This window comes from Hymenobacter sp. 102 (assembly GCF_049949205.1).
GTDB lineage: Bacteria > Bacteroidota > Bacteroidia > Cytophagales > Hymenobacteraceae > Hymenobacter.
In genome coordinates this window covers 1572501-1597642 of sequence record NZ_CP188172.1, presented here as the reverse complement: position 1 = coordinate 1597642, position 25142 = coordinate 1572501, and the positions used below count along the sequence as shown (strand labels likewise).

Here is a 25142-nt window from a genome sequence, read left to right as displayed (position 1 = left end):
CGTATTCAGATAGTAAACTCAGATTCCTCCCTGCGGTCGGAATGACAGCCACGTGCAAAACCTGCTTATCTTTCTCCCCCTGGATATACTTCTCCTTTTCCCATGAAAAAACTTGCCCTCACCGGTCTGCTGGCCGGGGCACTGCTGGCCGGCTGCAACCAGCAAAAAAACACCGCCGAAACCGGCGCGGCCACCGAAACCAACCTGGCCGACGTGAAAGACCTGCCCACCCTGTTCGACGCCTACTGGGAAGAAAACGCCCGGCTGTTCCCGCTGGATGCCACCACCCAAGGCGACAACCGCTACAACGACCAGCTGCCCAACGACGGCACCCGGGAGTTCCGCAACAAGCTCCAAAGCTTCTACCAGCGCTACCTTGACGGCCTGCACAAGTTCAACCGGGAGGAGCTGACGGCCAACGATAAAATCAGCTACGACATCTTCGAGTACGACCTGCAAAGCAAGCTGGAAGGCCTGAAGCTGAACACCTGGATGATTCCGTTTCAGCAGTTCTGGGGTTTGCCCATCAGCATGGGCCAGTATGGCTCGGGTGAGGGCGTGCAGCCCTTCAAAACGGCCAAGGACTACGACAACTGGCTGGGCCGCGTGAAAGGCTTCTCGGTGTGGGCCGATACGGCCATCGGTAACTTCCGCCAGGGCATGAAGGCCGGCGTGGTGCTGCCCAAGGCGCTGGTGGTGAAAATGATTCCGCAGATGCGGGCCATGGAAACCCAGGATGCCACCAAGAGCCTGTTCTACGGCCCCATCAACAAGCTGCCCGCGGGCCTGAGCGACGCCGAGAAGCAGCGCATCACGGCCGCCTACCAGAAGGCCATTCTGGAGGAGCTGGTGCCCACCTACAAAAAGCTCGGCGACTTCCTGGAGAAGGAATACCTGCCCAAAGCCCGCCCCAGCACCGGTATTGCCGCCATTCCCGGCGGGGCCGACATCTACAAGTACTACGTGAAAACGTGGACGACCACCGACAAGACCCCGGAGGAAATCTACCAGACCGGCCAGAAGGAAGTGGCCCGCATCCGGCAGGAAATGGAGAAAGTGAAAGCGCAGGTGGGCTTCAAGGGCGACCTGAAGGCCTTCTTCGCTTCGCTGAAAACCGACCCCAAGCTGATGCCCTACAAAACGCCCGAAGAAGTGCTGGGCGCGTTCCGGGCCATTCAGGCCAAAATGCAGCCCAACCTGAAAAAGATGTTCGGGCGCACGCCTAAAACTCCCTTCGAGATTCGCCAGACGGAAGCCTTCCGGGCGGCCTCGGCCTCGGCCGAGTACAACCAGGGCAGCCCCGACGGCTCCCGCCCCGGCATTTTCTATATTCCCATTCTGGACGCCACCAAGTTCAACGTGACGTCGGGCATGGAGTCGTTGTTTCTGCACGAGGCCATTCCGGGCCACCACTACCAGATTTCCCTGCAGCAGGAAAACACCGAGCTGCCCAAGTTCCGGCGCTTTGCCTGGTACGGGGCTATGGGTGAAGGCTGGGCCCTCTACACCGAGAGCCTGGGTAAGGAGCTGGGCCTCTACACCGACCCCTACCAATACATGGGCGCGCTGGGCGACGAGATGCACCGCGCCGTGCGCTTGGTGGTGGACGTGGGTATGCACTCCAAAAACATGACCCGCGAGCAGGCCATTCAGTACATGCTCGATAACGAGGCCATCAGCGAAGAGGGCGCCACCGCCGAAATTGAGCGGTACATGGCCATTCCGGGCCAGGCCCTGAGCTACAAAATCGGGGCCCTGAAAATCCGGGAGATGCGTCAGAAATACGAGCAGCAGCTGGGTGCCCACTCCGATAAGCTGCGCGAGAAATACGCCGGCCAGAACCGCAGCCATTTCCGCATCAGCGACTTCCACGATGAGCTGCTGAAGGATGGCGTAATGCCCTTGGCCGTACTGGAGCGCAAAATGGACACCTGGGCCGCCAACCAGAAGTAGCCCCCCTGCAACTCTTCTGGTTAGAAATCAACAAAAACGCCCGAAGCGCAGTGCTTCGGGCGTTTTTGTTGGGTAATGCCACCCACTGGGGCAGATCCGGCGGGTGGGGCAGCCGGAGAAAACCGGTTAGTCGAGGATGTAGCGCAGGCCAATCTGGGCGCGCCAGCGGCTGTTCAGGTCGGTGTTGTTCACGAAGGTCTGGCTCCCGCCCCGGAATTGGTAGGTGGGCACGTTGGTCGTGCCCTGCTGGTAGCCGACGAACTCAATGGGCCGGTTGTTGGCCACCAGCTTGCGTACACCCCAGTCGGAGCTGATCAGGTTGCCCAGGTTCTGCAGGTCCAGGCTAAGCTGGAAGGTATGCTTCTTCTGGTTTTTGCCCAGAGCCACCGAGAAATCCTGCAGCAGCTTGGCATCGAGCTGGGTGTACCAGGGGCTCAGGTTGCCGTTACGTTCGGCGTACTGGCCGCGGCGCTCATTCAGGTAGTCATCCTGGCGGATGTAGGCGTCCAGCTGCTGCCACTGCTGCGCGGCCGATACCAGCACCGCGCCCTGGCCGTTGGTGATGTCCACCAGCCGGATCTGGTCCTGGGAAGCGGGTACAAAGATCAGGTCGTTGCCGGGAATCCCGTCCCGGTTCATGTCGCCGGCGTAGGTGTAGGTAAAGCGGTTGCCCTGCGCCGCCTCGAAGAAGAAGCTCAGCGTAGTGGCCAGCCGGTCGTTGGCGTAGGCGAACCGCTTGCCGGCCGCCCCGATGATGCGGTGCTGCAGGCCAAAGTCGCTGTAGGCCAGCTGGGGGTTGTTGGCGTTGCCCACCACGGGGTTGCGCTGGAAAGCATCGGCGGCAATTTCCCCGGGGTTCGAGGTGACGTCCTTAGCCCGCGAATAGGTGTATGCCGTGGTCAGGTACAGGCCGTTGGCGAAGTCTTTCTTCAACTGGCCGGTAAGCGAGTACTGGTAGCCTTTCTTGGTGTTTTCAAGCACAATTACGCCCGCATCCAGGAAGCTGAACTGGCCGTCGGGGCCGGTAAAGCCGGGGTTAATGCGCGGACCGGAGGCAGGGTACAATTCGCGGCTATCGGCCCCGGCGGCACGCTCCGTGGGCGTTACCAGGTTGTAGTTGCGGTGAATGGCGGCATTGATATCCTTGGAGTAGATAGCCTCCAGGGTAGCCGTTACGCCGCCGGGCAGCTGCTGGTCCACGGCCAGGTTGGAGCGCCACACCTGCGGAAACTTGAAGTTGCGGGCCGTGGCGTTGATCTGGAAGGTATAGCCGGGGTCGAACTGTGAGTTGGAGGCCTGGTTGCTAACCCACACAAACGGGATACGGCCGGTGAAAATGCCGGTGCCGCCGCGCAGCTGCGTGGTGTACTCGCTACCATCTACCGAGTAGTTGAAGCCCAGGCGCGGCGACCACAGCGGCTTGCTGCTGGGAAACTTCTTCACGTCAACCTTCACCGGCTGGCCGCTGGCATCCCGGAATGAAGCGTTGGCAATCTGCTCGTTCTGAGTCACCTCGGTATTGTAGATGGGCATATCAGCGCGCACGCCTAGCGTCAGCTTGAAGGCCGGCGTCAGCGTCCACTCATCCTGGGCGTACAGGCCCAGCTGGGCCACGTTCACGTCCACCGACTTGATGCGCTTGGCCGCGCCTGCCGTGGCAATGGCGTTCAGGTCCACGAAAGCCGGGTTCGAGCGGTCCGTAACCTGGAAAAAACGGTCCACATCCAGCCCCCCGAAGAAGGGGTAGCCGTAGCGCTGCAGGTTGAAGTCGTTCACGAAGGCAAACCGCTCGTAGGTGAGGCCGGCCGTGAGCACGTGGGCCCCGGCAAAGTAGCTTAGGTTGTCCGTGAACTGGGTGATGTTCTGGTCGAGGCGGTTTTCGGCCGAAAATTGTTCCGTGCCCACGCTCACGTAGGTAGTGCCGTTTTTGGTGATGTCAATCTGCGGGAACAGCTTGGCGTCGGGCAGCTCGCGGAAGTCGCGGAAGGCCGAGAAGCTCAGCTGCGCCTTATTGCTGAATTTCTCCCCGAAGCGCGAGTTCAGCTCGCCCACCACCGAGTTCAGGTTGTTGTTGATGGTGTAGCCCGAGTTGGAGTACTGCAGCGTGTTCACGCCCTGTACCCGCGACGACGGCGCAATGGCAATGGGGTGGGGGGCCTGCTCGCGGAAGCTGCTCAGGTAGTTGTAGCGCAGCGAGAAGGTGTTCTTGGGGTTGATGTTCCAGTCCAGCTTCACCAGAAACTTGTCGCTGCTGGTGCGGTAGGTATAGTCACGGTAGGTGCCGGGGTCGTAGCCGTACACGTCCTGTAGGCGCTGGCGGATGGCCAGCAGGTCGCTTTCCAGTACCCGGCTCACGCCTGGGGCCTGGCCGTTGAGGGCGGCCTGGGCCTCGGCGGCGCTGGCCGCGGGCCGGAACGTGAGGGCCGGATCGTCGCGGCGGGTAATTTCGGCGTTGGTGAAGAAAAACAGCTTGTTCTGGATGATGGGGCCGCCCAGCGCAAAACCGGTCTGGTTGAACTTCAGGTCAGGATTCCTGATGGTAGCATCCCCCACCTTCTCGCCAATGAGCTTCTCATTGCGCAGGTACGTGTACACCGAGCCTTTGAAGGAGTTCGTGCCACTCTTGGTCACGGCATTAATGCCAGCCCCGGTAAAGCCTCCCTGGCGCACATCGTAGGGAGCCAGGCTTACTTCCAGCTGCTCAATGGCATCCAGCGAAACCGGCTGGGAGTTGGTCTGGCCCCCCGGGGTGGGGGAGTCCAGCCCAAACGAGTTGTTGAAGATGGAGCCATCGAGGGAGAAGTTGTTGTAGAGCGTGTTGCGCCCCCCAAAGCTCAGGCCATTGCTTTGGGGCGTGAGGCGGGTGAAGTCCTCCTGGGAGCGGCTAATGGTGGGCAGCGTGCGGATGGCCGTGTTGTTCACGTTGGTGGAAGCCCCGGTGCGGTCCTTGTTTATCTGCCCGTCACGGTTGCCTTTTACTACCACTTCCCCCAGGGCCTGCGAGCCATCGGAAAGCTGGATGCGGCTCTCAAACGTTTTGCCCAGTGCCAGCTGAATACCGGTAGCCGAGTACGTTTGCGCCCCCACAAACGACACTTTTAACTCATATGGGCCACCTACCCGCATGTTCAGCAGGTCGTACTGGCCATTGTCGCGGGTGGCAGTGCCATACTGGGTTCCTGAGGGCAAGTGGGTGGCTACTACGGTAGCCCCCGGCAGGGGCTCGCCTTTACTGTCGAGCACCAGGCCCTTCATGGCGGAAGTGGTGACGCCTTGCGCCAGCACCGGATTTCTACTCGTGAAAAGCACAAAGCCGAGTAGCAAAAACAGTATAAATCTGTTTTTCATAGAGGAGCTTTTTTATTTATCCAGGACGTGTTCCTGGAATTTCGGTGCAAAAGTAGATGAAGTAATTGTGAATTATGCTTGCATAACAATTTGGTAACTATTTAGAAATATAGGGTGTTATTTTGCTGATAAAAAGATACTTAACAAGTATATGAAATTTATTTAATAGTAAGTTTCGCGTGCCATGTTCCATACACAGTTGAGCATGTGTATATTCCGCGCCCCCGGCTTTTCGCAGGCAAAGCATACGAGCTGTTATTGGTTGATAAATAGGATTATACCGGGTCTGTATCAGCGTGTTGCGCGGCCTGATAGGGGGCGGAGGTGTCCGGGGAAGGCTGAATTGCGTTAGATGTGCAGGAGCAATCCGCTTTTCCTTTCTTCTTTCTATCTATCATGACCAGACATCAATGGCAAACCCTGGGCCTGGGTGCCCTGGCAGGCTTCCGGAGCATGACGGCCCCGGCCCTGCTGAGTAGTAACCTGCTAACGTACCGCCCGCACGTGCTGCGCAATTCGCCCCTGCGCTACCTGCAGATGCCGGTGGTTGCCCACGGTCTGAAGCTGCTGGCGGCCGGCGAAATGACGGCCGATAAGCTCCCGCAAATGCCCGACCGGATTTCGCCCACCGCCTTGGCCGGCCGGGCCGCCGCCGGCGCGCTGGTAGGTGCCACGCTCTACAAAATCAACCACGACAACCAGTGGCAGGGCGCTCTACTGGGCGGAGTAGCGGCCATTGCGGGCACGTACCTGAGCTTCTTTCTGCGCAAAAAAGCTACCCAGGAGTCGGGGCTGCCGGGCGGTCTGGTGGGCGGTTTCGAAGACATTCTCACGTTGACTTCCGGGCTGCTGCTCACAAAAGGCTCCCACGCCGGAGAGCCGGAATCCAGACGCTGGGCTTTGTAAGCTTACGCTGCGGCCCCCAGCAAACAGGCCCCGCTACTACAGTAGCGGGGCCTGTTTGCTGGGGGCCGCAGCGTAAGTTGGTGCTACTGCTCCCGGGCCGAGGCATTACCCTCTGAAGAGTTGGAGGGCATGGTGCTGGTTGGCGAGCTGGGGCTGTTGGGAGCACCTTCCAAGGCCGCATCCGTAGAAGTTTTCTGGTCGGCGGCCGAGCCGGTTCCCTGAGGTTGCGTCACCACCTGCTCGTCGCTGATGCTGTCGAGGTTAGTTTCGGTGGAGCGGGCTTTAGGGGCCTCCGTGAAGTCCTGGCTGGCTTGCGGGTCTTTGCCGGGTGTGTTGTTATAGTCGCAGGCCGAGAAGGCCGAAGCCAGAACTGCGGCCAGTGCGAAGGTGAGAAGACGTTTCATGAGGGAAAGAATAGGAGTGAGAAGGCTTTGGGGCACAAACGTGCCCGGCCGGTTTGCGGTTACGCTTGTCTGCCGATGCGGGCAGTTTCCCGCTACCTTTGAATCCATGCCTGCATCTGCCGTTATGAACTGGAGCGGGGGCAAAGACTCCGCTCTGGCCCTTTATCATGCTCTGCGCAACCCCGCCCTAGCCGTCACCGACCTGCTCACCAGCGTAAACGCGCATTACGGCCGTGTATCTATGCACGGCGTGCGAACAGAACTGCTCGAAGCACAGGCCCACCGCATCGCGCTGCCCCTGACCAAGCTGGAACTACCCGAAATGCCCGATATGACGGAGTACGAAACCCGTATGCGGGCCACGTTAGCCCCGCTGCTGGCTAAAGGAATTCAGCGGGCCATCTTCGGGGATATTTATCTGGAGGATTTGCGTCAGTACCGGGAGCAGCAACTGGCCCAAGCAGGGCTGGCGGCCATGTTTCCGCTCTGGCAACGGCCTAACGCCGAGTTGCTGCACGAGTATCTGGAGCTGGGCTTTCGGGCCGTGGTGGTGTGCGTGAATGAGAAATACCTCGACCGGAGCTTCTGCGGCCGGGAGCTGAATGCCGAGTTTCTGCGCGACCTGCCACCCGGCGTAGACAGCTGTGGCGAAAACGGGGAGTACCACAGCTTCGTGTACGATGCGCCCTATTTCAGCAGCCCCATCCCGTTTGAGCGGGGCGCCATTGTGCGCCGGACCTACGCCGCCCCGGCCGCCAGCAGCAGCGTGTGCAACCCTGATGACGCCCCCGAACCCAAGCCCGCCCCCTTTGCTGCCGGCTTCTGGTACTGCGACCTGCTACCCGTGGCTGAAGCGGCTTCCTGAAACCTTTAAGGCGGTTTGGCAGTCCCTATGCTAACTCCAACCCGCCCGCTTATGCCCGATGCGTCGGCCATTATCCTCTTCGACGGCGTGTGCAACCTCTGTAATGGGTTTGTGCAGTTCGTCATTCGTCATGATGCGGCCGGCCGGTTTCGGTTTGCCGCCCTGCAGTCGGAAGCCGGGCAGGCACTACTGCGGCAACACCGGCTGCCCACGCCCACCGAGCCCGATTCCGTGGTACTGGTGATGGGCGACCGGGCCTATATGCACTCCGCGGCGGCACTGCGCATTCTGCGCGGGCTGACTGGCGGCTGGCGGTGGTTGGCCGGGTTGGGGCTGCTGGTGCCGCGCCGGTTGCGGGATGCCGTTTACCGGCTTATTGCCCGGCACCGGTACCAGTGGTTTGGCCGGCAGGAAGCCTGCTGGATGCCCACACCTGAGCTCCGGGCCCGGTTTCTATAGCTTTCCATTTTTCTCCCACTCTTTCCCCTTACTATGCACGCTCTCGTTCTGGCTGGTATTGAGCAGCCCGTCGTTTTACAGGTAGTCCCTACGCCCCAGCCCGGCCCCGGCCAAGTACAGGTGCTCCTCCAGGCCGCCGCCCTTAACCACCGCGACGTGTGGATTCAAAAAGGCCAGTACGCCGGCCTGAAATTTCCCATCATTCTCGGTTCTGACGGAGCTGGCGTAGTAACGGCCCTGGGCGCGGGCGTAGATGCCAGCCTGCTCGAACAGGCCGTCATCATCAACCCCAGCCACAACTGGGGCACCAACCCCGCCGCCCAGGGCTGCGAGTTCCGGATTCTGGGGCTGCCCCAGGACGGCACGTTTGCCGAATACGTGTGCGTGCCGGCCGAGTACGTGCGCGCCAAGCCGGAGTATCTGAGCTTCGAGGAAGCCGCCTGCCTGCCATTGGGCGGCCTCACAGCCTACCGGGCCCTGTTCACGCGGGCCAACCTGCAACCCGGCGAGCGGGTACTCATCAGCGGAGTAGGCGGGGGCGTAGCCCTGTTGGCGTTGCAAATGGCTGTAGCCATAGGGGCGGAAGTGTGGGTAACGTCCGGCTCGGAGGAGAAAATTGCCCGGGCTGTGGAGCTGGGGGCCAAAGGCGGCATCAGTTACAAAACGGAGAAGTGGCCGGCCACGCTTACCAAGCAAATCGGCGGGGGCTTTGATGTAGTGATAGACAGCGCCGCCGGCCCCGGCTTCAACGACCTGATAGATGCTGCCAACCCCGGCGGGCGCATCGTGTTCTACGGCGCCACCCACGGCGACATTCCCGAGCTGGCGGCCCGTAAGGTGTTCTGGAAGCAGCTTTCCCTGCTGGGTTCTACCATGGGCACTCCCCAGGATTTTGCTGGAATGGTGGCCTTGTTCGAGCAGCACCACATTCAGCCGGTTATCGACGAAATCTTTCCATTAGCCGACGGTGAACAAGCCCTGCGCCGGATGGCTGATGGGTTGCAGTTCGGTAAGCTGGTGCTAAAAATACGGGAGTAGATTTTCGCGGTTTACAGGCTATCTGATGGTGAAAGTTCTGCTTGAAACAGGAATTTTATTTGTGCTAATAAGGTTAGTTTACTACTCGATAGAACGCTAACTTGCTGCCCCTATGAAGACGCCCGCTGAATACCTAGCCTGCCCGGTTTTTGAGTTGACATATCCTACCGGTGAAGTAGCCGAATCGGTACCGGTTGTGGCTTATGATGATGCCGTAAGAGCCGTGGAAGCCGCGCTGGCCGATGCCGAGAAGTATAAGTACCTGCTGATGCGGGCCCTGCGCCGGAGTGGAACCGGGCAGCAGTACCCTGCGCTGTCAGGTATGCCTGAAACGCCCGTGCTGCCGCTATATCCGCCTAACGAGCTGGCTGCCTAGCACGCAGTACTGGCTGTACACAACTGATCCGGCTGTGCTTACCAGAGCATGGCCGGATCAGTTGTGTTTGCGTACCTATTCGAAAGAGGTTATCAATCCAGGCGGAGCCGCCTACCTAACTCCTGGGCTAACGCTACGGCCTGTTCCCGCAGCTCCGGCACGGCCGTCGACTCAAAAAAGGCCGGCCGTCGGCTGGGGCCCAGCGTGAATAGCGTATGTGAAGGTTGGTCTGCTGCTCCCAGAAGTGCGCCGTGTGCATCCGTTCTGATTCCCAGTCGCAAAGCATCGGGCTGCAAATGCCCATCGGCCCGCAGCCCTGCTACCACGGGCTCCTCAATACGGCTGTAATCGAGCAAAGGGCCGGTACACGTGATAACGTGGCGGGCGGTAAGCTGTCGGGCGGGCCCTCTGCCTCGCTGTATGGTCACCTGCAGCTCATCGGACAGCGGCCGGATGTCCTTCACGCGGCCCGTTTCCTTCTGCACTTGCCCGGATAGAAACAGCTCCTCCAGCAGTGCCATGTTTTGAGGGGGGCTGCGGTGCCGGACCGATGACCAGATGCCCGCAAGATGCCGCAGGAAGCGAGCCTGTTCCGCTATCGGCCACTGCATCCAGATGGCTCCCAGGTGAGGCCGCAGCGTGTCCAGAACTGTGCGCCAGCCCAAGCCCTGGGCCTCCGCCTCCCGGAGGTGGCGGCGCACCGTTTGCAGCACCGGCAGCACCGAATCCGCATCGCGCAGTTCGGTGGCGTAAAAATCGGGGTAGGCAACGGACTGGAATTGGTGAGCTGCGGGCCAGCGTCCGTGCCTTGAAACGGTCGTAATAGGCCCCTGGTGCCCATCGGCCCGCAGGCCCAGCAGCACATCCACGGCCGTTAATCCAGTGCCAATCAAGAGCACAGAATCGTGGGTGCCAATATTGCGCAAGGCTCCCTGTGCCCACGGGTTGCCGTGGTAGTGTGGGTGGCTCAGGTACCCGGTAGTATTCCGGACGGGTGGCGGCGGAGGAAAATTACCGAGAGCCAGCACTACAAAGTCGCTGGGAATGGCTGTACCATCAGCCAGCGTAACGACGGTCGGTGTATTGCTATCTGCCAGCTTTACGGCTTGGGCCGCTTGGTTGTGCCACTGAAACCGGATGCCATTGGTGGAAGGCCACTCCAGCACCTGGCTCACCAGTTGCTGCAGGTAGCGGCCGTAGCTTTGCCGGGAGCAGAAGCCCTGCTCGCAGGTTTCGGGACTCGTGAGCCGGAGCCAATTCTGAAAGTGGTCAGGCTGATCGGGAAAGGCACTCAGAAACTGGCTTCGTACATTCAGCAGGTACTCGGGCCGCCGGGCTGTATAGGCTAGGCCGGGCCCCGGTACCGGCCGGGGTTCTACCAGGTGCACGTCACAGGCGTATGGCAGGTCGCCGGAGAGGCGGGCTAGTTGTACTGCCAGCATCGACCCCGAAAATCCGCCGCCTATAATCGTTATGCTTCTGCGTTGCACCACCAAGTGTATAAAGGTACCGGCGAGTAAATTACTCTGGAAAAAATGATATAAAAATTAATTTTTGCTATATAAATGAAAAATAATAACTGCCCTGAAGCTGAGCCTGGTAAGCGGATCAGACTATAAGCTATTGACTGACAAGATAAACGGGGTGTTTGGGAGCTAAGTAGTTCCCGAACACCCCGTGTAACACTATCTAGGATAAATACTGCCTCAGCAGGGCCTCCGAGTGCGCTAGTAATACTGGCCTGGAACCAGATAATTGCGCACGTAATCGGTTACACCCTCTTCCAGCTTCGTGAACGGCCGGTTATAGCCGATGGCGCGCAGCTTGCTCATGTCGGCCTCCGTGAAGTATTGATAAGTGTCCCGGATGTCCTCCGGCGTGTCGCGGAAGCGAATATCGGCCGTTTGACCAAGGGCGGCGAAGGTGCTGAGCGTCAGATCGAGAAAGGTGCGGGCCTCACCGGTGCCCAGGTTATAAATACCGGAGTGCTGGCGCGTCTGCATCAGGAACATGCACACTTCCACTACGTCCTTCACGTACACGAAGTCGCGCTGCTGCTCCCCGTCGGCAAAATCGGGGTTGTGGGAGCGGAACAGCGTCATGGAGCCGGTTTCCTGAATCTGGCGGAAGGCGTGCAGAATCACGGAGGCCATGCGGCCCTTGTGGTACTCGTTGGGGCCGTACACGTTGAAAAACTTCAGGCCCGCCCAGAAGAACGGCTTTTCGGGCTGCTGCATGGCCCAGTTGTCGAAGTCGTTTTTGGAGTCGCCGTAGGGATTCAGGGGTTTGAGCAGGGGCAGCAGGGCGTCGTCATCGGAGTAGCCCAGGGAGCCGGAGCCGTACGTGGCAGCCGAGGAGGCATACACCAGCGGCAGTTGGTACCGCACGCAGGCCTGCCACATTTTCTGCGAGTATTCCAGGTTCAGCGTAGTCAGCACGTCCCGGTTCTGCTCGGTGGTGTCGGTGCGGGCTCCCAGGTGGAAAATAAATTCTACCTGCTCCTGGTGCTGCTCCAGCCACTCAAAAAACTCCTCCCGGTCCACATACTCTCGCAGGTGCTTGCCCTTCAGGTTGGCCAGCTTCCGCTCGTTGGTGAAGTTATCCACCACCACGATATCGTTGAAGTTGGCGGCATTGAGGCGGGTGACAAGACAGCTGGCAATAAAGCCGGCGGCTCCGGTTACAACAATCATAGGACAGAAATTTGGGCCAAAAGTAAGCGGGTTTAGGCGGATTGGCCGGGTAGCGTGGTTTTCTTTTCTACGGAAAGCCACAATATCTGGCATAACCACTTTCCGGTGCCGGAGGTTGCCAAGGGGCCGTGGGCTGGTTGCTGGCGGCCCTTACCTTTGCGCTCATGTTCCGCCTTGCCTCCCCGGCTTTTCTGCGCCGCGCCCTCGGGCCTCTTCTGCTGTCGGCTGTTGTCAGCGCCTGCCAGCCCGATACGTCTTCCACTGCTACCACGGAAACCGCCGCTACCCACCAGGTGCGTGACGACCTGGGCCGCACCCTAACGCTGCCCACGCAGCCACGCCGGGTAATGGCCCTGGCAGCCTCCATGACGGAAATGCTCTACGCCGTAGCCGATACGACTACGATTGTGGCCCGCACTCAGGTGTGCGACTATCCCGCCGCGGCCCTGCGCAAGCCCGTAGTAAACAGCTATCCACTGGATTTCGAGCGGCTGGTAGCCCTGAAACCGGACGTGGTGTTTACCACCGAGGGCATCACCTCCCTGGCCGATGCCCAGCGGCTGCAGGAGCTGGGTATTCCGGTGTACTATCAGCGGTATGAGAAAGTGGAGGACATTTTCCGGGGCCTGACCGACCTGGGCCGGTTGCTGAACCGCCCACAGCCCGCCCGCCGCGTGGTGGATTCTCTGCGCCAGCAGTTGCAGACCATTGCGGCGTTGCCGAAGCCCACGCCGCCGCCCCGCGTGCTGGCCATTACTTGGTCGGACCCTATCTACGTGTATGGTCAAAACACGCTGTTTACCGATAAAATCCGGTTGGCCGGTGGGCAGAATGCCGTAGTGGAGCAGTTCAAGCAGCCCTACCCGGCGCTGACCCGCGAGTATATCCTGAAGCTTAACCCTGAGGTACTGCTGGGCGGCTCTTTCGGGAAGATGGACAGCACCTTCTTCAAGCTCTATCCCGAGTTGAAGCGCATTCGGGCCTACCAGACCCGCCGCATCTACGACCCCACCGACGACCTGATGTCGCGCCCCAGCCCGCGGGTGGTGGAGTCAGTGCGGGAATTGCGGCAGTTGCTGTCGGAGAAATAGTCTGCTGCTGATGTCACGTTCCGCGCTGCCCTGGATACTGGCCTGCCTGCTGCTGCTACTGGGGCTGCTGGTGCTGGGCCTGCGCGTGGGTAGCTACGAAACGGATTTTGCGCTGCTGGGCCGCACCCTGCTGCACTACAACCCCCAGGACCCCGCCCAGCTGGTACTAATCGAATTGCGTCTGCCCCGCCTGCTGTTGGCCCTGCTGGCCGGGGCGGCCCTGGCCGTGAGCGGCTACCTCATGCAGCTGATGGTGAATAACCCCCTGGCCGACCCTTATCTGTTAGGCACGGCTTCGGGCGGGGCATTGGGCGCTAGCCTCACGTTTGCGTTTCTGCCGACGCTGCTGGTGGGGGGCTTATACCTGCCACCGCTGGCTGCTTTGGCAGGGGCCTTAGGCATTACGCTGCTGGTGGTGGTCATTGGAAGCCGCCGAGGGCGCATCATTCCGGCGCAGCTGTTGCTGGCGGGGGTGGCGCTCAGCTCCCTGACCACGGCGCTGGGCGGTTTGCTCACGTTTCTGGCCGCCACTGAGGAAAAGCTGCGGACCATCACCTTCTGGGCGCTGGGCGGGTTTGAGCGGGCCAGTTGGGCGGTGCTTCCGTATCCGGCTGTTGCGCTGGTGCTGGGCTTGGTGGGCTTGTGGCTGCTACAGAAGGATTTGAACTTGCTGCTGTTAGGGGAGGAGCGGGCCTCGGCTTTGGGCCTGCCGGTGGCGCGCACCCGCTGGCTGCTGCTGCTCATTGCCTCCGGCCTCACGGGCTGCGCGGTGGCATTATGCGGGCCCATTGGGTTTGTGGGGTTGGTGGTGCCGCACATTACGCGCTGGCTGCTGGGCACGGTGCGCCGCGGCAACGTGGTGTTCTGCGCGCTGCTGGGCGGCACGTTTATGGTATTCTGCGACCTGCTGGCCCGGCTACTGTATCCGCCGGCGGGTTTGCCGGTGGGCTTGGTTACGGCCCTGTTCGGCGTACCGTTCTTCGTATATTTGCTGCGAAAACAGGGAACGTAGGGATTTGGAAACCCGGGCGCTTGGTTACCGCACACTGGGTTACGTACCGGTTGCAGCCACGCGCTGGCCGCCAAGTCCCGGCGTCCCCAAGTACCCAAGTCCCTTACCAAATGGTTTACATCAGCCGACAGGAACACTTCAACGCGGCCCACAAGCTCTACAACCCCAGCTGGAGCGAGGAGCGGAACCGGGAAGTCTTCGGCCCCTGCGCCAACGCCAACTGGCACGGCCACAACTACGACCTCATCGTCACCGTCAAAGGCAAGCCCGACCCCGAAACCGGCTTTGTCATCGACCTCAAGCAGCTCAGCACGGTTATCCGCACGCACATCGTGGATGAGGTAGACCACAAGAATCTGAATATCGACGTGCCCTTCATGCAGGGCCAGCTCGCCAGCACCGAAAACCTGGTAATTGCTTTCTGGCGCATTCTGCAGCCCGAAATCGAGCAAATTTCCTCCGCCAAGCTACACAGCATCAAGCTCTACGAAACGCCCCGCAACTTCGTGGAGTATTTCGGCGAGGAATAGAGGCAAATTAGTAATTAAGAATTAGTAATGAGGAATTGCTCGTCACCGAGCATTCATCTTTTCACACGAACTCTTAATTATTAATTACTAATTGTTAATTACTAATTGACAACATGAAGTATTACCTGATAGCGGGCGAGCGGTCCGGGGATTTTCACGCGGCCAACCTCATGCGCAGCTTGCGCGAGCAGGACCCCGAAGCCGAGTTCCGCTGCTGGGGCGGCGACATGATGCAGGAAGCCGGCGGCACCCTCGTGCACCACTACCAGGAAATGGCTATCATGGGCTTCTGGGAGGCGGCTACCAGCATCCTCAAGTTCCGGGGCTACCTGCGCGAGTGCCAGAAGGACCTGCTGGCTTACAAGCCCGACGTGGTGATTCTGGTGGACTACGCCGGCTTCAACATGCGGGTGGCCAAGTTTGCCAAAGCCGCCGGCCTGAAGGTGTTCTACTACATTTCGCCCAAAATCTGGGCCTGGAACCAGGGCCGCGTGCAGCAAGTGAAGCAGCTGGTAGATAAGATGTTCGTGATTCTGCCTTTCGAGGAGGAATTCTACCAGCGCTTCGACTACAAGGTGGACTACATCGGCAACCCCACCGCCGACGCCGTAGCCGAGTTCCAGCCTTCCACCGACTTCTACGAGCGCAACAACCTGGACCCCCAGCGGCCCATTATTGCCGTGCTGCCCGGCTCCCGCAAGCAGGAAATCGAGGAAATGCTCTACGAGATGGTGGCCATCCTGCCGCCCTTCCTCGATTACCAGTTCATCGTGGCCGGCGTCGACAACCTCGACCCGAACTACTACGCCAACTTCGAGCGCAACAACGTCCGCATCCTCTTCGATCAGACCTACGACCTGCTGGCCCACGCCACCGCCGCCCTCGTCACCAGTGGCACTGCTACCCTCGAAACCGCCCTGTTCGATGTGCCCCAGGTAGTGTGCTACCGCACCAGCGCCGTGTCGTACGCCATTGGCAAGGCCGTTATCAAAGTGCCCCACATTTCCCTGGTCAACCTTATTGCCGGCCGCGAGGTGGTAAAAGAGCTCATCCAGGGCGACTTCAACGCCCGCAACCTCGTCACCGAGCTCAAGAAGGTCACTGCCGACGAGCAGTTCATTGCCCAACAGAAAGCCGGCTACGCCCAAATCCGCGAGAAGCTAGGCCAACAGCGCGCGGCTAATAAAGCAGCGAAGCTGATGGTAGAGTATTTGAAGGGATAGACTAGAAGTATTCAACTATCACTTTCTTATGCTGTCTCTCTGCCTGCTCAAAAAAGAATAGTAGGCTTGTATAAATCCGACGGATATTTTTGTCCCAAGTTGGATCATTACAATGCCTAAGCCGCTCCACAATATGACCGAGTTCTGTTAGCTGAAAAGGAGAGCTAGTGTACCAGCCCGTATCGGTATGATAAAATACGGCAAGCCCTTGCCAGCACCCGTGTTCATCCGGGGTATCACTACTAATAATGCTGTCAAAATACCCGCTCCACATGCGTATTGACGAAGTATCATCGGACGTTTTAAATACTAATTCAGGTTCAGGCTCAAAATCAGAGTAAAAATCGTGATGCATAGTTGAAAGAACGCCGGAATATAGCATCACTAAAATTTCTTATACGGTAGAGTCTCGCTACCTGTATTGATACCTTCATTCAGCTTAGCTACCATACTGTATATAGCTGGTTGACCAATCCAGTACACAGATTTTTCATGTGTTTTGGCTTGTTCGTAAAACAACTGTGTCTCTAATCCAATCCCAATTCCGTGTAAAGAATAGCACTCAGTAAAGTCAAGTAGAATTGTGTGAGCAGTCTGATAAATCGGGCTTTTCATCAATTCCTCTACTGTCAATACGAAAGCTGGAAAGAAGTACTCATTAGGTATGCGGATGTGCACCACATCATTACTACTCAAATACGGATAGAGTTTGTTGGTCATCGTTGTAGAGCTAATAATAAAGGGGGCAGAATAACATTCTGCCCCCTTTATTATGATAGGTAATAACTGACTCCAACTACGCCGCGCGCAACTGCTTCATAGCCGTTTGCTCGAATTTGCTCCGGGCGTATTCCTCATCGATTACCAGTTCGGTAGCACCTTCCTCGGAAGGCATATCGAACATGGCATCGGTCATAATGCCTTCGCAGATGCTGCGCAGGCCCCGGGCACCGAGGCGGTATTCGTCGGCGCGCTGCACAATGTACTCCAGGGCACCTTCCGAGAAGCTCAGCTGAATGCCTTCCATATCGAAGAGGCGCTGGTACTGCTTCACAATAGAGTTCTTGGGCTCCGTCAGGATTTTGCGCAGGGTAGCGTGGTCCAGCGGGTTGAGGTGGGTAAGCACCGGCAGGCGGCCAATCAGCTCCGGAATCAGGCCGAAGGCCTTCAGGTCCTGAGCCGTGACGTAGCGCAAGAAGTTGTTGGTATCTACCTTCTCATCCAGCTGCGTTTTGGCAAAGCCGATGGGCTTGGTGTTGAGACGGTTTTTGATAATCCGGTCGATGCCCACAAACGCGCCGCCGCAGATGAACAGGATGTTCTCGGTGTTCACCGTAATCATCTTCTGCTCGGGGTGCTTGCGGCCGCCGTGCGGGGGCACGTTTACAGTGGTGCCTTCCAGCAGCTTCAGCATGGCCTGCTGCACGCCCTCGCCGCTCACGTCGCGCGTGATGCTGGGATTGTCGCTCTTGCGGGCAATCTTGTCGATTTCGTCGATGTACACAATGCCGCGCTCTGCCGCTTCCACGTTGTAGTCGGCCGCCTGCAGCAGGCGCGTCAGGATGCTTTCCACGTCCTCGCCCACATAGCCGGCCTCCGTCAGCACGGTAGCGTCGGCAATGCAGAAGGGCACCTGCAGGATGTTGGCCAGCATGCGCGTGAGGAAGGTCTTGCCCGTGCCGGTTTCGCCCACCATGATGATGTTTGACTTCTCAATCACCACGTCGTCCTTCTGCGGTTTCTGCATTAGGCGCTTGTAGTGGTTGTACACGGCCACCGACATCACCTTCTTGGCTTCGTCTTGGCCCACCACGTACTGGTCGAGGTACTCCTTCATCTCGCGGGGTTTCACGAGGTTGAACTTCGGCGCCTTGGAATTGGCCCGAATCTTATTCTCCTCGTTCAGGATTTGCTGAGCCTGGCCCACACACCGCTCGCAGATGTGGGCGTTGATGCCCGAAATCATCACCGAAACGTCTTTTTTGCTCTTGCCGCAGAAGGAGCACGTAATATCCGCCATTGCTAAAGTAACTCGCTGAAAAAGGGGAGGAGGTAGGCAGCCTGCGCCGGCCTACCGCAAAGGTACGAAAAGGCCAACGCCCTGTAGGAGAGAAAAAGTGCCCCCACAGTTGCCTTCTAACTTAACAAAAAAGCCCGCCAAAGCGGGCTTTTTTGTTTGTCATTCCGAGCGAAGTGAGGAATCTGAGTTGATGTTCTGAGCTTTGACCCAGATTTCTCACTTCGTTCGGAATGACAGAGAACAATGGCTTAGGCCGATTTTTTCTCCAGAACCTCGTCAATCAGGCCGTACTCTTTGGCCTCATCGGCGCGCATCCAGTAGTCACGCTCCGAGTTGTCGTAGATTTCCTGGTAGGTTTTGCCAGTGTGCTTCGCCAGAATGTCATACAGCTCTTTCTTGAGCTTCAGAATCTCGCGGGCCGTAATTTCGATATCCGTCGACTGGCCTTGGGCACCACCCGAGGGCTGGTGAATCATCACACGGGCGTGGGGCAGAGCCGAACGTTTGTCCTTGGCACCACCCGCCAGCAGTACGGCACCCATCGAGGCCGCCAGGCCGGTGCAGATGGTGGCCACATCGGGGTTCACGTACTGCATGGTGTCGTAGATACCCAAGCCGGCGTACACCGAGCCACCGGGCGAGTTGATGTAGAGCAGGATGTCCTTCTTGGCATCAACCGATTCCAGGAACAGCATCTGCGCCGTTAGGATGTTGGCAATGTAGTCATCCACGGCCGTGCCCAGGAACACAATGCGGTCCATGATCAGGCGCGAAAACACGTCAATTTCGGCGAAGCGCGTGGGGCGTTCCTCAATTACCGAGCGGGTCATGCCGGTAGGCATAATCAGGCCGTTGCGGGTCTGGCCCTCAACGTGCTGGATGTATTGGTCAACGCCCAAACCGCTCAGGCCTTGGCCTTTCACGGCAAATTTGCGGAACTCTTGTTTATTCAGCATGGGAAGAAAAAGGAGTTGGAATGTAGAGGTAAGAAGTAAGAGCCTCAAGCCAGCCTATACGGGCAAACCGCGTAGCCGAGTTCAAACTCTGGAGGGCCGGCAACAAAAAAGCCCTCACGGCAAGTAAGGGCTTTTTTGTTGGTTCAAGAACCGAAAATGTCAGCAATTAGCCGGCATTTTGATTGCGGAAGTCCTCGGCCGTAATCGGGTTGTCATTAACAACAACTTTGCCGCGCAGGTTTTCCAGCACTTTCTCTGCCAGAATGGCTTCGTACTCATCCACGTAGTTTTTGCCGTTCTCCTGGCGCAGGTAGTTGTCAGCAAAGCCACGTACCGACTCTTCCAGCTCCGGCGTCAGCTCCATGTTGAATTGGCCCAGGATTTTCTGGATGGTACGGTCCACAATTTCTTCGTTCGATACCTTCAACTCGTTGGCTTCTACCACTTTGTTGCGGATCATCGACCACTTCAGCTCCTTCTCGTAGTCTTCGTAGTGCTCCTCAATCTGCTCGGGCGTCAGCTTGCCCTGGTTGGCGCGCTCCAGCCACTTCTTGAAGAACTCCTTGGGAACTTCGATGGTGGTGGTGGCAAGCATCTTGTCGATGATCTGGCGGTTCACCAGGTTGTCAGCCTCCCGGTCGTAGTTCTCCTGTACCGTCGAGCGTACTTTCTCCTCGAAAGCTTCTTTCGAGGTGATTTCGTCTTTGCCGAATACTTTGTCGAACAGCTCCTGGTTGAACTCAGCGGGGGTAGAGCGCTGGATTTTCTCCACGGCCAGCGTGTACTCGCCCTCAATTTTCTCTGCTTCTTCCTTGCTCAGACCCGTGAAGTTACGGATGGCCTGCAGGTCGTCGCCGAATGCTTTTTTCAGGTCAAAGGAGATTTCGTCGCCGTTCTTCACGCCTACAAACTTGTCAGCATCGGCTTTCAGCTTGTTGGTGGGCAGCAATACTACGCGGCCTTCGCCTTCCTCACCGGCTTTCTTGAGCTTGCCGTAGATGAAGTCGTTGGCTTCCGACGTCTCGGGCTCGGTGGTTTCGCCGAACTGGCGGCCCAGCTGCTCGTAGGTTTCGCTCAGGGTGTTCTCGTCGAGGTCAACCTTATGACGGTCAACGCTAACGGCCTGATCGGCGGGCAGGTCAAACTCGGGCAGCAGGCCCAGCTCAAACTGGAAGGAGTAGTCCTTCTGGTTGTCGAAGTCGATATCGGTAGCCACGGGCAGGGGCTCACCCAGGATTTTCAGGTTGTTCTCCTTGATGTAGCCATCCACCGATTTGCCCAGCAACTGGTTGATTTCCTCCACCAGAATGCCTTTGCCGTACATTTTGCGCACCAGCGTAACCGGCACCTTGCCCGGGCGGAAACCCTTGATCTGCGCCTGTTTGCTGTATTCCTTCAGCTTGCTCTCCACGGCGGGAGCATAATCGGCCTCCGTGAGATTCACTGTCAGGATGGCATGGAGCTGGTCGTCTTTCTTGTTGAGGGTAATGTCCAAAACTAAGGGTCGGTTAAGGGTACTACGTTGGGGTAAACAGTGGGCCAAAACCCGGGTAAAAAGAAACCCCCAACGGGTGGGTTGAGGGTTTAAATGCGGTTTTTACAACAAAAACCTAAAGTGCGGATGGAGGGACTCGAACCCACACGCCTTACGGCACCAGATCCTAAGTCTGGCACGTCTACCAATTTCGCCACATCCGCGTCTCGGGGCCAACTGCCTCGGGGGCGCAAAACTACGGAAGCCTGTCGGAAAAACAAATGCTTACCCAAACTCTGCTGGTTTATTCCTGTCACTCCGCCCCCGTAAGCGCCCCACTTACAGAGCCGGAAGCACCCGTGGCCGAAAGTAGCCGTGGTTTTCGCTGAAACCATGTAACTCTGCACTATCCGGCCAATGCCCGTGTTTTACAGACGGGGAGTGATGCATTCTTGCCCGATACCTGACGCGTGCTTCCTGCGTAAGCCGTACCTTAGCCATTCCTTATTCCGGTGCCACCCGGTGCCGCCCGCGTACCATGTCTATTGTCATCGACCCCGAGGTAGAACGCCAGGAAATTCTGCGCCACTACCGCCGCCTGCTTCGCACCGCCAAACCCTACCTGAAAGAAGGCGACGCCAAGCTGATCAAAAAGGCATTCAATACCTCCCTGGAAGCGCATAAGGAAATGCGCCGCAAATCCGGGGAACCCTATATTCTGCACCCGTTGGCCGTAGCCCAGATTGTGGTGGAGGAAATCGGCCTCGGCACTACCAGCATCATTGCCGCCTTGCTGCACGATGTGGTGGAGGATACGCCCTGGGAAGTGGCCGACGTGGAGCGGGAGTTCGGGCCCAAAGTGGCGCGCATTGTGGATGGCCTTACCAAGATTTCGGGCGTGTTCGACTACGGCACCTCCGAGCAGGCCGAGAACTTCCGCAAGATGCTGCTCACCCTGTCGGATGACGTGCGCGTAATTCTCATCAAGCTGGCCGACCGCCTGCACAACATGCGCACGCTGGATTCGATGCCCCGGCACAAGCAGCTCAAAATTGCCTCCGAAACCATCTACCTCTACGCTCCGCTGGCCCACCGCCTGGGCCTCTACAGCATCAAAACCGAGCTGGAGGACCTCTACCTGAAGTATACCGACACCGAAATCTACACGGAGCTGGTGAACCGGGTGCGGCAGAGCCGAGCCGCCCGTAACCGCTTTATCAAGGAGTTCGTGCAGCCCATTGATGAAGAACTCAAGGCCCAGGGTTTCCACTACGAGGTAAAAGGACGGCCCAAAAGCATTTATTCCATCCTGCGCAAAATGCGCAAGCAGAATATCACCTTCGATGAGGTGTATGACCTGTTTGCCATCCGCATCATCCTGGACGTGCCGCCGGAGCAGGAAAAAGCCGCCTGCTGGCAGGTGTACAGCGTGGTTACCGATTTCTACCAGCCCAACCCTGACCGTTTGCGCGACTGGGTGAGTACGCCTAAAGCCAACGGCTACGAGAGCCTGCACACCACTGTTATGTCGCGTACCGGCCAATGGGTAGAAGTGCAGATCCGCAGCCGCCGCATGGACGACATTGCCGAAAAAGGCTACGCCGCCCACTGGAAGTATAAGGATGCCGCCACGGCGCAGTCCGAGTCCACGCTGGAGTCCTGGATCAACAAGGTGCGCGAGATGCTGGAGTCCAACAACTCCAGTGCCCTGGAATTCATGGACGAGTTCCGCCAGAACCTCTTCGTGAAAGAAGTGTACGCCTTTACGCCCAAAGGCAAGCTCATTATCCTGCCGGATAAGGCCACAGCCCTGGATTTCGCCTTCGAGATTCACTCGCACATCGGCCTGCAGTGCCTGGGCGCGAAAGTCAACCAGAAGCTGCAGCCGCTCAGCTACCAGCTCCGCAACGGTGACCAGGTCGAAATCCTGACTTCCCAGAAGCAGAAGCCCACCGAAGAATGGTTGCAGTACGTAACTACCTCCAAGGCCCGCACCCGCATCAAAGACTGGCTCCGCGACGATAAGCGCAGTAAATCGGAGGATGGTCGCTACTTGGTGGAGAAGCGGTTGGAACTGTTAGGTGTAGAGTACAACCCTGATAACCTCAACCGCCTGCTGGCTCACTTCAACACCAGCAACGCGCACGATTTCTTTTACCGCATTGCCATCGGACAGATTGATGGCCGCGAAATCCAGAAGGATTTATTCGACCCCAGCGTGGAAGCGCCCCGGCTGCCCTCCATGCTGGAACCCAAGGCCTTCGACCACGAGGTGCAGAAAGTGCGCGGCGTGAATGCCAACATGCTGGTAATTGGGGAGCGGACCGATAAGTTCGACTACACCATTGCCCCCTGCTGCAACCCCATCCCCGGCGACGACGTGTTCGGTTTTGAAACCGACCAGGGCATTGTTATTCACCGCACGTCCTGCCCCAAAGCCGTGCAGATGATGTCCAACTTCGGCAACCGCATCGTGCGCGCCAAGTGGACGGATCAATCGGAGCTGGCATTCCTGGCCGGCATTCGCATCAAGGGGTCCGATAGGGTAGGGCTGGTGAACGACGTGACGCGCATTATCAGCAACAGCCTCAAGGTAAACATGCGCTCCATCACCATCGACTCCGACGACGGTATGTTCGAAGGCCAGATTATGGTGTTCGTCAACGATACAGCCCACTTGGATAAATTGATCCAGCGCCTCGTGAAAGTGAACGGGGTGCTCCAAGTGGAGCGGTTTGACTCCTGATTTGGCCCTAAAAAGTTTTCCTCGAAAGACGCAGTATAAAAGAGTATAAGAAGTTCCGGATCTGCCATTCCAGGATGGGCGGATCAACGCTAACCTTCTACTATTTCTGCGGTTTTCACTCCTTATAATAAGGCACCAGCTAATGTCCCTTCCTGAGAAGCATCTTGATAAAGAAAAATACGAGGAGGTAAAGAAGATTTTCACCGCCTACCTTGAAAACAAAGGCCTCCGCAAAACCTCTGAGCGGTACGCCATCCTAGAGGAAATCTACTCCCGTACCGGCCACTTCGATGTGGAGGAACTCTACGCCGGTATGAAGGAGCAGGGCCTGCAGGTGAGCCGCGCCACTGTATATAACACTCTCGACTTGCTGGTGGAGCACGGCTTGGTGAGCAAGCACCAGTTCGGCCGCAACTTGGCGCAGTACGAGAAAAGCTACGGGTACCGCCAGCACGACCATGTTATCTGCACTGAGTGCCACAAAGTGGTAGAGTTCTGCGACCCACGCATCCACGGCATCCAGACGATGGTCGGGGAGTTACTCAACTTCCATATCTTGCATCACTCTTTGAACCTTTATGGCGTGTGCGGCGACTGCCGCGCCAAAGCCGCCCGCTCTCAAGCCGAATGAAAACTGATTCTACCATCCAGGATGGTATCCTCTTCGTGCGCCTTTCCGGCGACCTGATCGGTAGCCCCGATACCCAGCAGCTCCTGCAAAGCGTCGATCAGCATCTGGGCGAAGAAGTGCGCAATTGTGCCGTTGATCTGTCCGGCATCCGCTACATTAATAGCACCGGCATTGGGGTGTTAGTATCGCTGCTTACCAAATTCCGCAGCCGTGGCGGTGAGCTACTGCTCATCAATCCCGCCGACCATCCCCGCAAAATGCTGGCACTAACCAAGCTGAACGCCATTTTTTCCATCGCAGACGATGAACAGTCGGCTGCTCAACAATTGAAAGCTGTAAACTAATGCCCGTTGACGTACTAGTAGGATTGCAGTGGGGGGATGAAGGCAAAGGCAAGATCGTCGATGTGCTGGCCCCCACCTACGATGTAGTAGCCCGCTTCCAGGGCGGCCCGAATGCCGGCCACACCCTCACTTTCGATGGCACCAAGCATGTGCTGCACCAGGTTCCCTCCGGCATCTTCCACCCGCACATCATCAATGTAGTCGGCAATGGGGTGGTTCTTGACCCCGTGGTATTCCGCCAGGAACTCCAGAAGCTCACCGACCGAGGCATTGATTGGGGCAAAAACCTCTACATTTCCCGTAAGGCTCAGCTGATCCTGCCCTCGCACCGCGCCCTCGACCGGATCAACGAAGAAGCTCGCGGCGGCAGCAAAATCGGTTCTACCCTGAAAGGCATTGGGCCCACGTACCAGGATAAAATCGGCCGCACCGGCCTCCGCGTCGGCGATATCCTGCTTCCCGATTTTCAGGAACGGTACCAGCAAGCTGTATCCCGTCACACCACCCTCGCTGAATTCCACGGCCGCGGCCTCGAAATTGAAGAATTCGAGGCCGATTTCTTTTCCGCCGTCGAGTTCCTGCGCACCCTCAAGCTCACTGATACCGAGTATCTGCTGAACGATTTGCTGCGTCAGGGAAAAAACGTGCTGGCCGAAGGTGCCCAGGGCTCCATGCTGGATATTGACTTTGGTACCTATCCCTACGTTACGTCCTCCAGCACCATCGTCGCTGGGGCCTGCACCGGCCTCGGCATTGCGCCCCGCCACATAGATAAGGTGTACGGCATCAGCAAAGCCTACTGCACCCGCGTCGGCAGCGGCCCGTTCCCCACCGAGTTGCACGACGCGGTAGGGGAGCAGATTCGCCAGGCTGGCCGGGAGTTCGGTTCTACCACCGGCCGCCCCCGCCGCTGTGGCTGGATTGACTTACCTGCACTGCGCTACAGCATCATGCTAAACGGCGTCACCGAAATCCACCTCATGAAAGCCGACGTGCTAGATGAGTTTGACGAAATTCAGATTTGTACCCACTATCAGCTTCCCAACGGCGAGCAAACTGACCACCTGCCCGAC

The 25142-nt window shown here is 58.1% G+C and carries 23 protein-coding genes and 1 tRNA gene (1 of these 24 only partly in view); 14 read left to right on the top strand and 10 right to left on the bottom strand.

Annotated elements, in window-relative coordinates; translation table 11 throughout:
* Positions 1 to 102 precede the first annotated feature (102 nt).
* The gene (locus ACN19L_RS06910) at positions 103 to 1953 is read left to right on the top strand and encodes a DUF885 domain-containing protein (RefSeq protein ID WP_426492792.1); all 1851 of its coding nucleotides are present in this window, start codon (positions 103 to 105) and stop codon (positions 1951 to 1953) included.
* Positions 1954 to 2079: 126 nt separating this feature from the next.
* On the opposite strand, the gene ACN19L_RS06905 is transcribed toward ACN19L_RS06910, so the two are convergent.
* Positions 2080 to 5301: a TonB-dependent receptor gene (locus tag ACN19L_RS06905; protein ID WP_426492791.1), complete on the bottom strand. Its 3222-nt coding sequence runs from the start codon at positions 5299 to 5301 to the stop codon at positions 2080 to 2082.
* A 396-nt stretch (positions 5302 to 5697) separates the two neighbouring features.
* Here ACN19L_RS06905 and ACN19L_RS06900 point away from each other — a divergent pair, with 396 nt between their 5' ends.
* Positions 5698 to 6207, top strand: a complete 510-nt coding sequence (locus tag ACN19L_RS06900; protein ID WP_426492790.1) for a DUF4126 family protein — start codon at positions 5698 to 5700, stop codon at positions 6205 to 6207.
* Between the two features lie 83 nt (positions 6208 to 6290).
* Here the strand turns inward: ACN19L_RS06900 and ACN19L_RS06895 are convergent, their stop codons facing one another.
* Positions 6291 to 6611 carry a hypothetical protein gene (locus ACN19L_RS06895; RefSeq protein ID WP_426492789.1) on the bottom strand — a complete coding sequence of 107 codons (321 nt, stop codon included), beginning with the start codon at positions 6609 to 6611 and terminating at the stop codon, positions 6291 to 6293.
* Positions 6612 to 6717: 106 nt separating this feature from the next.
* On the opposite strand from ACN19L_RS06895, the gene ACN19L_RS06890 reads away from it, so the two are divergent.
* The 4 genes from ACN19L_RS06890 to ACN19L_RS06875 all read left to right on the top strand — a co-directional run bounded on the left by ACN19L_RS06890 (position 6718) and on the right by ACN19L_RS06875 (position 9349).
* On the top strand, positions 6718 to 7476 hold the full coding sequence (locus tag ACN19L_RS06890; RefSeq protein ID WP_426492788.1) for an ATP-binding protein: 759 nt from the start codon (positions 6718 to 6720) through the stop codon (positions 7474 to 7476).
* Positions 7477 to 7527: 51 nt separating this feature from the next.
* Entirely contained in the window at positions 7528 to 7935 is a 408-nt protein-coding gene (locus tag ACN19L_RS06885; protein ID WP_426492787.1) for a thiol-disulfide oxidoreductase DCC family protein, read from the top strand.
* 33 nt (positions 7936 to 7968) lie between these two features.
* Positions 7969 to 8973: a zinc-binding dehydrogenase gene (locus ACN19L_RS06880; RefSeq protein ID WP_426492786.1), complete on the top strand. Its 1005-nt coding sequence runs from the start codon at positions 7969 to 7971 to the stop codon at positions 8971 to 8973.
* A gap of 112 nt (positions 8974 to 9085) precedes the next feature.
* A complete protein-coding gene (locus ACN19L_RS06875) occupies positions 9086 to 9349 on the top strand; it encodes a hypothetical protein (protein ID WP_426492785.1) in 264 nt (87 codons plus the stop codon).
* Positions 9350 to 9441: 92 nt separating this feature from the next.
* Here ACN19L_RS06875 and ACN19L_RS06870 read toward each other — a convergent pair whose 3' ends face one another.
* Positions 9442 to 10839, bottom strand: a complete 1398-nt coding sequence (locus tag ACN19L_RS06870; RefSeq protein WP_426492784.1) for an FAD/NAD(P)-binding protein — start codon at positions 10837 to 10839, stop codon at positions 9442 to 9444.
* A 237-nt stretch (positions 10840 to 11076) separates the two neighbouring features.
* Positions 11077 to 12042, bottom strand: a complete 966-nt coding sequence (gene rfaD, locus ACN19L_RS06865) for an ADP-glyceromanno-heptose 6-epimerase (RefSeq protein ID WP_426492783.1) — start codon at positions 12040 to 12042, stop codon at positions 11077 to 11079.
* A gap of 164 nt (positions 12043 to 12206) precedes the next feature.
* Here rfaD and ACN19L_RS06860 point away from each other — a divergent pair, with 164 nt between their 5' ends.
* The 4 genes from ACN19L_RS06860 (at position 12207) to lpxB (ending at position 15898) form a co-directional block, all read left to right on the top strand.
* Positions 12207 to 13133, top strand: a complete 927-nt coding sequence (locus tag ACN19L_RS06860; RefSeq protein ID WP_426492782.1) for an ABC transporter substrate-binding protein — start codon at positions 12207 to 12209, stop codon at positions 13131 to 13133.
* A 10-nt stretch (positions 13134 to 13143) separates the two neighbouring features.
* Positions 13144 to 14145: a FecCD family ABC transporter permease gene (locus ACN19L_RS06855; RefSeq protein WP_426492781.1), complete on the top strand. Its 1002-nt coding sequence runs from the start codon at positions 13144 to 13146 to the stop codon at positions 14143 to 14145.
* Between the two features lie 110 nt (positions 14146 to 14255).
* Positions 14256 to 14675, top strand: a complete 420-nt coding sequence (locus tag ACN19L_RS06850; RefSeq protein ID WP_426492780.1) for a 6-pyruvoyl trahydropterin synthase family protein — start codon at positions 14256 to 14258, stop codon at positions 14673 to 14675.
* A gap of 113 nt (positions 14676 to 14788) precedes the next feature.
* The gene (lpxB, locus tag ACN19L_RS06845) at positions 14789 to 15898 is read left to right on the top strand and encodes a lipid-A-disaccharide synthase (RefSeq protein ID WP_426492779.1); all 1110 of its coding nucleotides are present in this window, start codon (positions 14789 to 14791) and stop codon (positions 15896 to 15898) included.
* A 1-nt stretch (position 15899) separates the two neighbouring features.
* Here the strand turns inward: lpxB and ACN19L_RS06840 are convergent, their stop codons facing one another.
* The 6 genes from ACN19L_RS06840 to ACN19L_RS06815 all read right to left on the bottom strand — a co-directional run bounded on the left by ACN19L_RS06840 (position 15900) and on the right by ACN19L_RS06815 (position 20572).
* On the bottom strand, positions 15900 to 16253 hold the full coding sequence (locus tag ACN19L_RS06840; protein ID WP_226269707.1) for a hypothetical protein: 354 nt from the start codon (positions 16251 to 16253) through the stop codon (positions 15900 to 15902).
* 29 nt (positions 16254 to 16282) lie between these two features.
* Positions 16283 to 16618 carry a hypothetical protein gene (locus ACN19L_RS06835; RefSeq protein WP_226269706.1) on the bottom strand — a complete coding sequence of 112 codons (336 nt, stop codon included), beginning with the start codon at positions 16616 to 16618 and terminating at the stop codon, positions 16283 to 16285.
* 76 nt (positions 16619 to 16694) lie between these two features.
* Positions 16695 to 17918 (bottom strand): ATP-dependent Clp protease ATP-binding subunit ClpX, encoded by a 1224-nt coding sequence (gene clpX, locus ACN19L_RS06830; protein ID WP_426492778.1) that lies wholly within the window; start codon positions 17916 to 17918, stop codon positions 16695 to 16697.
* Between the two features lie 248 nt (positions 17919 to 18166).
* Positions 18167 to 18874 carry a ClpP family protease gene (locus ACN19L_RS06825; protein WP_125421224.1) on the bottom strand — a complete coding sequence of 236 codons (708 nt, stop codon included), beginning with the start codon at positions 18872 to 18874 and terminating at the stop codon, positions 18167 to 18169.
* Between the two features lie 166 nt (positions 18875 to 19040).
* Complete coding sequence (gene tig, locus ACN19L_RS06820; protein ID WP_426492777.1) at positions 19041 to 20369, bottom strand: trigger factor; 1329 nt, start codon at positions 20367 to 20369, stop codon at positions 19041 to 19043.
* 121 nt (positions 20370 to 20490) lie between these two features.
* Positions 20491 to 20572: transfer RNA gene (locus tag ACN19L_RS06815), tRNA-Leu, on the bottom strand.
* A gap of 314 nt (positions 20573 to 20886) precedes the next feature.
* On the opposite strand from ACN19L_RS06815, the gene ACN19L_RS06810 reads away from it, so the two are divergent.
* From ACN19L_RS06810 to ACN19L_RS06795, 4 genes are all read left to right on the top strand, one after another.
* Positions 20887 to 23094, top strand: a complete 2208-nt coding sequence (locus ACN19L_RS06810; RefSeq protein WP_426492776.1) for a RelA/SpoT family protein — start codon at positions 20887 to 20889, stop codon at positions 23092 to 23094.
* A gap of 142 nt (positions 23095 to 23236) precedes the next feature.
* A complete protein-coding gene (locus ACN19L_RS06805) occupies positions 23237 to 23725 on the top strand; it encodes a Fur family transcriptional regulator (RefSeq protein ID WP_426492775.1) in 489 nt (162 codons plus the stop codon).
* Entirely contained in the window at positions 23722 to 24069 is a 348-nt protein-coding gene (locus ACN19L_RS06800; RefSeq protein ID WP_426492774.1) for an STAS domain-containing protein, read from the top strand. Before ACN19L_RS06805 ends, ACN19L_RS06800 begins: the two co-directional genes overlap by 4 nt.
* Positions 24069 to 25142, top strand: the 5' portion of a protein-coding gene (locus ACN19L_RS06795; RefSeq protein ID WP_426492773.1) for an adenylosuccinate synthase. Its footprint extends 198 nt past the window's final position; only the first 1074 of its 1272 coding nucleotides appear in the window; it begins with the start codon at positions 24069 to 24071; its stop codon lies beyond the right edge, outside the window. Before ACN19L_RS06800 ends, ACN19L_RS06795 begins: the two co-directional genes overlap by 1 nt.